Origin of the sequence: Bradyrhizobium sp. (assembly GCF_049798375.1) — a bacterium.
Taxonomy (GTDB): Bacteria; Pseudomonadota; Alphaproteobacteria; order Rhizobiales; family Xanthobacteraceae; genus Bradyrhizobium.
The window spans coordinates 1-9,649 of record NZ_JBARGP010000407.1; the positions used below are offsets into that span (position 1 = coordinate 1).

Annotated in this window: 8 protein-coding genes; 6 read left to right on the top strand and 2 right to left on the bottom strand. The window is 64.5% G+C overall.

Going from position 1 to position 9,649, the window contains the following annotated elements; genetic code table 11:
* The 5 genes from WA702_RS17355 to WA702_RS17375 form a co-directional block, all read left to right on the top strand.
* Positions 1–1,174 (top strand): chromosome segregation SMC family protein (locus WA702_RS17355; protein WP_425111769.1); only part of this gene is annotated, 1,174 nt, incomplete at its 5' end.
* A 125-nt stretch (positions 1,175–1,299) separates the two neighbouring features.
* On the top strand, positions 1,300–2,280 hold the full coding sequence (locus WA702_RS17360) for a small ribosomal subunit Rsm22 family protein (RefSeq protein ID WP_425111770.1): 981 nt from the start codon (positions 1,300–1,302) through the stop codon (positions 2,278–2,280).
* Between the two features lie 177 nt (positions 2,281–2,457).
* Positions 2,458–2,877, top strand: a complete 420-nt coding sequence (locus WA702_RS17365; RefSeq protein WP_425111771.1) for a hypothetical protein — start codon at positions 2,458–2,460, stop codon at positions 2,875–2,877.
* A gap of 441 nt (positions 2,878–3,318) precedes the next feature.
* Positions 3,319–4,080, top strand: a complete 762-nt coding sequence (locus tag WA702_RS17370; RefSeq protein WP_425111772.1) for a hypothetical protein — start codon at positions 3,319–3,321, stop codon at positions 4,078–4,080.
* A 56-nt stretch (positions 4,081–4,136) separates the two neighbouring features.
* Positions 4,137–4,805 (top strand): hypothetical protein, encoded by a 669-nt coding sequence (locus tag WA702_RS17375; protein WP_425111773.1) that lies wholly within the window; start codon positions 4,137–4,139, stop codon positions 4,803–4,805.
* 151 nt (positions 4,806–4,956) lie between these two features.
* Here the strand turns inward: WA702_RS17375 and WA702_RS17380 are convergent, their stop codons facing one another.
* Together WA702_RS17380 and WA702_RS17385 are read right to left on the bottom strand one after the other, a co-directional pair.
* The gene (locus WA702_RS17380) at positions 4,957–5,496 is read right to left on the bottom strand and encodes an adenine phosphoribosyltransferase (RefSeq protein WP_425111774.1); all 540 of its coding nucleotides are present in this window, start codon (positions 5,494–5,496) and stop codon (positions 4,957–4,959) included.
* Positions 5,497–5,643: 147 nt separating this feature from the next.
* The gene (locus WA702_RS17385) at positions 5,644–7,809 is read right to left on the bottom strand and encodes an anthranilate synthase component I (protein WP_425111775.1); all 2,166 of its coding nucleotides are present in this window, start codon (positions 7,807–7,809) and stop codon (positions 5,644–5,646) included.
* Positions 7,810–8,632: 823 nt separating this feature from the next.
* On the opposite strand from WA702_RS17385, the gene WA702_RS17390 reads away from it, so the two are divergent.
* Positions 8,633–9,595, top strand: coding sequence for an IS110 family transposase (locus tag WA702_RS17390; protein ID WP_425111776.1), 963 nt, complete (start codon positions 8,633–8,635; stop codon positions 9,593–9,595).
* The last annotated feature ends 54 nt before the right edge of the window (positions 9,596–9,649 follow it).

Below are 9,649 nucleotides of genomic sequence, written 5' to 3' on the forward strand. Positions count from 1 at the left end.
GGTGCGGGCCGAAGCCCAGGCACTGGCCCGCGAGGCCGAGCTCGCCGACCGCCGCCTGCAGGCGATCATCAAGGAGCGCAATGACTGGCTGGGACGCGTTCATGGCGCCGGCTCGCAGATCTCGACCATCGAAGAGCGCATCGCCGAGGTGCGCGAAGAGCGCGCCGATCTCGAGAACGCGCCGGAGGTGTTCGCGGAGAAGCGCAGCGCGCTGATCGACGAGATCGGCATCGCCGAAGGCGAGCGCCAGGTCGCCGCCGATACGCTGGCCGCAGCCGAGACCGAGATGGGCGATACCGATCGCGCCGCCAAGGCCTCGCTGGAACTGCTGTCGCGGGCGCGCGAGGCGACGGCCCGCGCCGAGGAGCGGCTCGAAGGCGCCAAGCGCCGGCTCGCCGATGTCGAGCGTGAGATCCACGACATGCTCGAGGTCGAGCCGCAGGCCGTCGCGGCCTTGGCCGAGATCGGGCCGGATACGCAACTGCCGCCGCTGGCCGAGATCGAGGACAGCCTGGACAAGCTGCGCCGCGATCGCGAGCGGCTCGGCGCCGTCAATTTGCGCGCCGAGGAAGAGCTGACCGAGGTCGAAGGCGCGCACACCGCACTGACCACCGAGCGCGACGACCTGGTCGAAGCCATCAAGCGGCTGCGCCAGGGTATCCAGAGCCTCAACAAAGAAGCGCGCGAACGCCTGCAGGCCTCGTTCGAAAGCGTCAACAGCCACTTCAAGCGGCTCTTCACCGAGTTGTTCGGCGGCGGCGAAGCGGCGCTGCATTTGATCGAGAGCGACGATCCGCTCGAGGCCGGCCTGGAGATCATCGCCAAGCCGCCCGGCAAGAAGCCGCAATCGCTGTCGCTGCTCTCCGGCGGCGAGCAGGCGCTGACGGCCATGGCGCTGATCTTCGCAGTGTTCTTGACCAACCCCTCGCCGATCTGCGTGCTGGATGAGGTCGACGCACCGCTCGACGACCACAACGTCGAACGTTTCTGCAACCTCTTGCACGAGATGAAGGCCTCGACCGAGACCCGCTTCATCATCATCACGCACAATCCGATCACAATGGCGCGCATGAACCGGCTGTTCGGCGTCACCATGGCCGAACGCGGCGTGTCGCAGCTGGTGTCGGTCGCACTCGACGAGGCCGTAAAGATCATTGACCAGCAGGTGGCCTGATCTTGCGCCGTCATTCCGGGGCGCTGCGCAAGCAGCGAGCTCTGGTGCGCAGTTCCGCACCATAGAATCTCGAGATTGCGGGTCTCGCGCGTTGCGCGATCCCGGAATGACGCGTGAGGCAACCGATGATCTCTCCCGATCTCCCCGCCGCGCTAAAAGCGACGTTTGAAGCCAAGCTCCATGGTCTGTCGCGCCAGGATGCCGGCCAGCGTGCGGCGCGCATCTCGCAGACCTATCGCGGCGGCGGCACGTCCAGCACGATCGCCACTGAGGCTGATGCGCTGGCCTATGCCGTGGTCCGGATGCCCGCGACCTATGCCGCGGTCACAGCTTGCCTCAACGCGCTCATGGAGCTGCGGCCGGATTTTGCACCCACGACCCTGCTCGATGTCGGCGCCGGACCTGCCACCGCGAGCTTCGCGGCGACCGAGGCTTTTGCTTCGCTCACATCCTTCAACGCGCTCGACGCCAATCCGGTGCTGCGCACGCTGGCGCTTGACCTTGCGATCGAGACAGATCGGCTCCGCGGCCTCGACTATGTGCTCGGCAATGCGCGCATCTCGCTCGACAAAGCCGTCCCCGCCGATTTCGTGGTCGCAAGCTATGTCATCAACGAATTGTCCGAAGCCGAGCGCTCCACCATCATCGATGCATTGTGGGCCAAAACGCGCGACACGCTCCTGATCGTCGAGCCCGGGACGCCGGCCGGCTATGCCCGCATCATCGCAGCACGGACGCAACTGATCGCGGCCGGCGCGCATGTCGCGGCGCCCTGCCCGCACGACCAGCCCTGTCCGTTGATCGCGCCCGACTGGTGTCATTTCGTCCAGCGCCTGACCCGCTCGCGCGCGCACAAGCAGGTCAAGGGTGTCGACGTGCCGTTCGAGGATGAGAAGTTCATCTATCTCGCGCTGACGCGCGCGCCGGTCGCGCGCCCGACCGCGCGCGTGCTGGCTCAGCCCGCCATTACCAAGGTGGCCGCCACCGCCAAGCTGTGCTGCGCCGACGGCACGCTGCAAATCGCCAGCATTTCCCGTCGCGACAAGCCCGCCTTCGCCGCGGCGCGTCGCTGGAACTGGGGTGATGGCGTGGTTACCAAGACGTAGCCGCCGATCGGCCGTATGATACCGCGCTCAGCGAAAATAGGTATTGGATTGCAGTAATTTCCACCCACCGCCTGGGGGCGGCAAGCCATTGTCGACCTTTCCCCCTCCGGCGCCGCAACCTGAAACTAAGCCATTTTCAGCATCGTGCATCGCATCAGATGCCGGATGGGGAACAGGATGTTCAGGACCGCGATGCTCGCTGCTGCCGTGCTGCTGTTGACGGAAGGTGCCAATGCACACGAATCGTCGGCGCCCCCGCCTCCGCCCAAGCCAGAGGAGCCGCCGGCCAAGGCCCTGATCGGCAAGCACGGCCCGGTGCTGGTCGATCGCAACGGCATGACGCTGTACTATTTCGAACGCGACGACAGCGGCACCAAGTCGACCTGCAACGATGCCTGCGCCGAGAAGCGCCCGCCGCTGGCCGCGGCGGACAACGCAGTGGCCAGCGGCGACTACACGGTGATCACCCGCAACGACGGCAAGAAGATGTGGGCCTATCGCTATCGCCCGCTCTACACCTCGCAAAAGGACGCCGCGCCAGGTGACGTCAACGGTGACGATCCCACCCAGCTCTGGCACGTCGCCCGCCCCTATTGAGGCGGCGCGGCTGCGGATTTCTGCGGCCATATTCGGGCTTCGACCGCTCTGAACGGCACCGGCCGGCCACCACCGCTGCGATCTGGAACGTGGGGCAGTTCCCAATCGAGATCGGCCGCTGCCGCACCGCAGGGCCATGGGACCGACCCGCCGCCCGATGCGTTCGGCTGGTCTGCAGGTCACTCAAGGTTCCACCCATCGCGCGGCTGATTCGGACGGCTCCATCGATCCCGAGGTCGACCTCCGTCAGCCCTGGTGAAGCCCATCGGCGACCTCCCTTGCTGGAACGCCTTGAATCCCCTGCAATCGCAGGCAGGGCGGTAAAATTTCCCGAGTGCAGTGCGTCAATGAATTTCAATTCTCCCCTGTTTCTGCCATATGTTCGCGCCGACTGCGTGATGCATTCGCCGGCTTGGCCGGCCACTCTTTCAGGGACATTCCATGGCGAAACCGGCAGTGGTTGTGGTGGGCGCAGACAAGGGCGGGGTCGGCAAGACGACGGTCTCGCGCACGCTGCTCGATTATTTCAGCGCCAATAACGTTCGGACCCGGGCATTCGACACCGAGCATCCGCGCGGCACCCTGAAGCGCTTCCATCCCGAGATTACCGAGATCGTCGACATCAACTCGACGCCGGACCAGATGAAGATCTTCGACACCTTGAGCGCGGTGGCGCCCTCGGTCACCGTGATCGACGTCCGCGCCGGCCTGATGTCGCCGACGCTCGCCGCGCTGCGCGACATCGGCTTCCTCGACGCCGCCCGCTCCGGCCAGATCACCTTTGCGGTCTTCCACATCCTCGGCTCGTCAATCGCCTCGCTCGACGAAATCGCCGAGACCGCGAACTTCATGATCGGTGCGAAGTACTTCCTGGTGAAGAACTTCATCAACAACACCAGCTTCTTCGAGTGGGACCAATCGACCTACGCGTCCTACTTCAACCGCATCAAGGACGCCACCGAGCTCACCATCCCCAAGCTCAACGAGATGGCCTATGAGCAGGTCGAGGTGGCCTCGGTTCCGTTCCTGAAATTCGTCGCCAATAAGGGCCCCCATGACGAGGCGGCCAACTACTCCTTCGTGCTGCGCGGCTATGTCCGGCACTGGCTGGCCAATGTCTGGAGCGAGTTCGATCGCATCAAGCTGACCGACATCGTCGGCTCGGCCAAGCAGGCCGCACCGCGCCAAGCAGGGGAAAAATAGCACCTCCGGGACTCTGGGGGCTTTATCGGCGGCGCATTTGACCTGATATAGGTCTGATGCCCGCGACTCCCATCTACATCGTCTGCTCGCCGCGACCTCAGGTCGGCAAGACGCTGCTCGCGCGCCTGCTGAGCGAGTTCCTGCTCCTGAAAAACGGAGAAGCGCTCGCGTTCGACATTGCCGTCCGCGAGCCGTCGCTGATCGACTATTTGCCCAAAACGGTCGAGACGTCGGAGATCGAGAGCACCTACGGCAAGATCCAGCTGATGGACCGGGTGATCATCGACGACGGCGTCGCCAAGGTGATCGACCTCGGCTACTACTCCTTCGAGGAGTTCTTCAAGATGTCGGAAGAGATCGGTTTCCTGAAGGAAGCCGCGCGGCGGAACGTGGTTCCGGTCGTGCTGTTCTGCGCCGACACCGATCGCGTCTCGCTGCGCGCCTTTGACGCGCTCCGGTACCGGATTCCCCGCTCGCATCTGATCGCGGTGGAGAACGAGCACGTGCTGCGCGACGACCTGCCCGACTGGGTCAAGCAGGGGCGGATGCTGCGGATTCCAGCGCTGCCGCTGTTTCTCAAGACCTATATCGACCGACTTTCGTTCTCCTTCACCGGCTATCTGCGGCGCGAGAGAGATTCCTCGACCGAGCTGCACCAGTGGATCCGGCACAACTACTACACGCTGCGGGAGCTCGAGCTCGGGCTGATTCTGCAGCGGTCGTGATTCGCGCGTGAGCAGGCCGGAGCCCTGCTCGCTCGAGTCACAACCGCTTCCGCACACCCGATACTCCCTCTCCCCTTGTGGGAGAGGGCAACACCGGTAACGCCGCGCGAGCTTGCGGCACATCGCACCGCGATCGACGCTCACTCCTGTCCTAATGCCCCTCGAATGCCATTAGGCTGCGCACCGGCACGTCCATGGCGCGGAGCTTGGCGGCGCCGCCGAGGTCCGGCAGGTCGATGATGAAGCAGGCGGCAGCGATGGTGGCGCCGATGCCGCGCAACAGCTTCACCGCGCCTTCCGCAGTGCCGCCGGTCGCGATCAGGTCGTCGACCAGGATCACCTTCTCGCCGGGAGCGACCGCATCGACATGCATCTCCATCTCGTCGGTGCCGTATTCCAGCGTATAGGACATGCTGACCGTCTTGTGCGGCAGCTTGCCCTTCTTGCGGATCGGCACGAAGCCGGCCGACAATTGATGCGCCACCGCGCCGCCCAGGATGAAGCCGCGCGCCTCGATGCCGGCGACCTTGTCGATCTTGGAGCCGGCCCAGGGATGCACCAGCTCATCGACGGCACGACGAAAGGCGCGCGCGTCGGCGAGCAAGGTGGTGATGTCACGAAACAGGATGCCCGGTTTCGGATAGTCCGGAATGGTGCGGACAGTTGACTTGATGTCCAGATCGAACGTCATCTTACTCTCATTGCCTCTGTTGGCCATCATTGCGAGCGGAGCGACGTGTCCGCCATAGCCCGAAGGGCGACGGCGGAAGCAATCCAGAGTTCTCAAAGCAAGGCTGGATTGCTTCGGCGCAAGGGCGCCTCGCAATGACGAGGATAGTTAGTTGGTTGTGGCGCCGAGCCGGAACGCATTCTCCACGATCTTCAATCCCACGGCGTCGCCGAGCGACATCAGCGATTCCGGATGAAACTGCACGCCGCCGACCGGCAGCGTCTTGTGCTCGATGGCCATCGCGACGCCGTCCTCCGTGCTCGCGGTGACATCGAGCACATCAGGCATGCCGTCGCGCTCGACATAGAGCGAGTGGTAGCGGCCGATCACGATCTCGTTCGGCAGCCCGTGCATCAGCCGGCCGCCCCGCACCGCGACCCGCGACGGCCGCCCATGCGCCGGCTGACCGAGCTGGCCCAGCCTGCCGCCGAAATATTCGCCCATCGCCTGCAGGCCGAGGCAGACGCCGAAGATCGGCAGCTTCTTCTCCAGCGCGCTGTCGATGGTGGTGGCGATCTTGAAATCCTCCGGCCGGCCGGGTCCCGGCGACAGCACCAGGAGATCCCAGCGCCGCGCGTCCAGCATCTTCAGCGCATGCACGTGGCGGACCACGGTGACATTGGCGCCAACCTGGCGGAAATAGTCCGCCAGCATGTGCACGAACGAATCGTCGTGGTCGATCAGCAGCACGTCCTTGCCCGAGCCGGTGGCATCAGGCGCGATCGAGGACAAAGGCTTCGGCGGATCGCCGCGCAACGCCTGGAACAGGGCGGCGGCCTTGACCTGGCATTCGCGGTCCTCGGCGGCGGCGTCCGAGTCGAACAGACAGGTGGCGCCGACCCGCACCTCGGCCAGGCCATCCTTCATGCGGATGGTGCGGATCGTCAGCCCGGTGTTGATCGAGCCATCGAAATTGACCGCGCCGATGGCGCCGGCATACCAACGCCGCGGCGAGCGCTCGTGGTCCTCGACGAACTGCATCGCCCACAATTTCGGCGCGCCTGTTACCGTCACCGCCCAGGCATGCGTCAGGAAGGCGTCGAGCGCATCGAAGCCAGGGCGCAGCATGCCCTCGACGTGATCGACGGTGTGAAACAGCTTCGAGTAGGTCTCGATCTGCCGGCGGGCCAGCACCTTGATGGTGCCGGGCACACAGATGCGCGCCTTGTCGTTGCGATCGACGTCGGTGCACATGTTGAGCTCGAACTCGTCCTTCTCCGAGTTCAAGAGCTGGCGGATCTGCTCGGCATCGCCGATCGCGTCGCGGCCGCGCGCGATGGTGCCGGAGATCGGACAAGTCTCGACCCGACGGCCGTCAGAGCGCACGAACATTTCCGGCGAGGCCGAGACCAGGAATTCGCCATCGCCGAGATTCATCAGCGCGCCATAGGGCGACGGGTTGATGCGGCAGAGACGCTGAAACACTTCGGCCGGCGAGCGCTCGCAGGGCTCGGCAAAGAGCTGGCCGGGCACCGCCTCGAACAGGTCGCCGCGCGCGAACGCCGCGCGCGCGGTCTCGACCGTCGCCTGATATTCGCCGGGCGCGTGGTCGGCAAAGCCCTGCCGCGGCTCCTTCAGATAGATGCTCTCGCCGGTGTCGCCCGGCAGGCCCGCAGTCGACTCACCGTTCCAGGCAAAGTCATAGGTGAGGATCACGCCGCGGCCGGTGGCGCGGTCATAGGCGAGCAGCCGATCCGGCACATAGAGCACGATGTCGCGCTGGTCGTCGGCCCGCGCGCGCTTCTGCTTTAGATCTTCGAACTGGAACACGAGGTCGTAGGCGAAGGCGCCGAACAGGCCGAGCAGCGGGTCCTCATTGGCGGAGAAGGTGGCGATCAGCGCGCGCACCAGCGAAATCACGCTGGCGCGGCGTGTGCGCTGGTCCTCCTCGACCGGGGCTTCACCGCGGACGATGTGGCCGGCAAGCCGCGCCGGCGTATGCTGGGTGATAACCACCGAGGGCTCTCGCAGGGTGGCGCCAAGAAAGTCGATCAGCACCTCGCCGCGCCTGTTCAGCGCCTGCAGGGCGAAGTCGGTGCCCCTGGTTTCCAGCACCAGCGGCGGATCGGCAAAGCCGAGGTCGAAACTCTCGTAGCGGCCGGGCACCGTGGTGCCGGAGGACAGCACCACGCCGCGACGGCGGTCCAAAAGATCGATCAAATCGTCGAGCCGCTTGGCGTTACCGGTGAACTGCTCGACCGCGCGGGTGATCGCAAGGCCGCCGCGGGTGCGGTACTCGCTGTGCGCCGGGAGTGCGAAGGCTGTCCTGTTCATGGGGTCCTCTTGGGCTCCTCTTACGAAACTTGCCGAGGGAACACCACACAGGACACACAAGACGGCCGCCGCTGCGTGGCGGCCTCTGGCGATTGGATGGAATAAAAATCGCGCCGGCCACCTGTTACCAGGTGGGCCACCAGAGCTGTGCTGGGCGGTTCGCGGTGCGCATGGCCGATTAAAGACCATGGCGGCTGGCCGGGGTCAAGGGCGAGGTGGTTACTGCGGTAGCAGTGGTCATTGGGCGCTTCGCCCATTTAGGCGACCCAAGGGTCCTCATTGCGAGCGCAGCGAAGCAAGCCAGAGCCGCATAAAGGATTCTGGATTGCTTCCGCCTTCGCCCTTTGGGCTTCGGCGGAGACGTCGTCGCCGGAGCCTGTCATCAGGCTCGCCGGAGGCGAGACCCGGTGGGCTCCTCGCAATGACGGCGTCATGGCTTTTCGTTCTCGCGACACGATCTGTCCGAGTCATGCTGTTCAAATCGGCCCTCTCCATCGAGAGGGCGCAGGGAAGGCCGGGAGCTCGCCTCTCCCATGGCCCGCGTGCGAAAGAAAATGCACGCGGCGGTTACCACAGGTTCGGCCAAGACATCCCGGCCTTCCCTGCGCGATGGCTTTACGGCTTATACGCGCTCTTGTGTCCGCAAAATCTGCCAGAATGCGCGAACGGGCGGTCCTCGCAAAACCGCCCGTCGCTGGATCTGAGCCCGAACGTGCTCAAAGGCCTAAGAGCCTGACGGGGAGCGTGGGACAGATCCGGTGTCTTCCTTCAACCCGAACAGTTGCATGGGCTTCGAGCCCGGACGAGCAAGGAAGGGAGCTGGATGATGGCACAGAATGAACTCGTTGTCGCGGGTATTGATGTCGCCAAGGACAAGGTCGACGCTTGCATTCGTTCGCTGTCGCTTAGGTGCATGTTTGCAAGCACGGAAGACGGTCGTCGTGAGTTCAAATCCTGGCTGCACCGGCACAAGGTCGGCAAGGTGGTGATGGAAGCAAGCGGCGGCTATGAGCGCGCGTGGGCCAAGGCATCCCGCGCCGCCAAGGTCGAAGTTCGGATCGTCGACCCAAAGCGGGTACGTGACTTTGCTCGGTCCGCTGCGAGGCGTGCAAAGAACGATCCGATCGATGCCGATACGATCGCCTGGTTTGCCGAGGTCTTCAACGAGGCCTCGGGCCAGCCTTACGACGCGACGCGGGAGAAGCTCCATCAGATGGTGAATGGTCGCCAGACCCTGCAGGACATGCAAATCCAACTGCAGAACCAGGGCGAGCATAAGCTGCCGAAGGCGGTTCGGCGGCAGCATTCCCGGATCTTGACGACGATGCGTCTTGCCATGGACAAGCTGGACGTCGAGATCTCCGATCTGATCGAGGCAACGCCACACTTTGCCGAACTCGCCAAGATCATCGAAAGCGTTCCGGGACTGGCCCGTACCAGCGCCGCCGTGATCATTGCGACCATGCCGGAGCTCGGTCACGTGGACGGAAAGATTGCCGCAGCTCTGCTCGGCGTCGCGCCTTACGACGACGACAGCGGCCGACGACGCGGCGAACGTCACATCAAAAGCGGACGCCGCCGAACCCGCAATGCACTCTACATGCCTTGCGTCGGAGCCGTCACGCAGCACAATCCTGTGCTGAAGGCCTACTACGAGCGCTTGCTTGCCAAAGGCAAGCTTAAGATGGTGGCGTTGACTGCCTGCATGCGCAAGCTCATCTGCATCCTCAACGTCATGATCGCACGTCGCCAGGAGTGGGACCCCAATCGTTACGTTGTGAGCTGATCGAGCGCGCCTCAATCCGCGCTCGGTCTCCGACCGAGCGCATGCAAATCCCAA